Below are 561 nucleotides of genomic sequence, written 5' to 3'. Positions count from 1 at the left end.
TGTCGCAATAGGCAAAGTCTCTAAAGTAATGATGGGCACTCATCTCACCACCGTAAATGGCATTTTCGCTTCTCATTCTTTCTTTGATAAAAGCATGGCCTGTTTTGCTTTGTACAGGTTCTCCACCATTTGCGATGATCATTTCCCGAGTATTCCAGACTAGCCTTGGGTCATGGATGATTTTTTCGCCAGGGTTCAGTCGTAAGAAGGCCTCTGCTAGTAGGCCAACTATATAGTAACCTTCTATAAACTGGCCATTTTCATCAAAAAGAAAGCAGCGATCAAAGTCACCATCCCATGCAATACCCATATCAGCTTGATATTCTTTTACTGCGTCCGAGGTTATCGTACGGTTTTCTGGAAGTAGAGGATTGGGTATGCCATTGGGAAATGAGTGGTCTGCATCATGATTTATTTTGATGAAGGTTAATGGCACATCCGTTTTTTTGAATGTTTCTTCCAGCGCATCTATTACATGACCAGCCGCGCCATTGCCGGCATTCACAACCAGCTTCAATGGCTTTATTTCTTTTAAATTGATATAGCCAAGTAGATGATTAA

General features: G+C 41.7%; 1 pseudogene. It reads right to left on the bottom strand.

Annotated features, from left to right (window positions below):
- Window positions 1-561 (bottom strand): annotated as a pseudogene (locus JHD59_RS22065) (phosphomannomutase CpsG); the annotation flags it as partial.

Source organism: Chromobacterium sp. ASV23, from assembly GCF_016428945.1.
In the GTDB taxonomy this organism is placed as follows: domain Bacteria; phylum Pseudomonadota; class Gammaproteobacteria; order Burkholderiales; family Chromobacteriaceae; genus Chromobacterium; species Chromobacterium sinusclupearum.
Note: the sequence above shows the minus strand (reverse complement) of the source record. Positions and strands in the feature narration are given on the sequence as shown.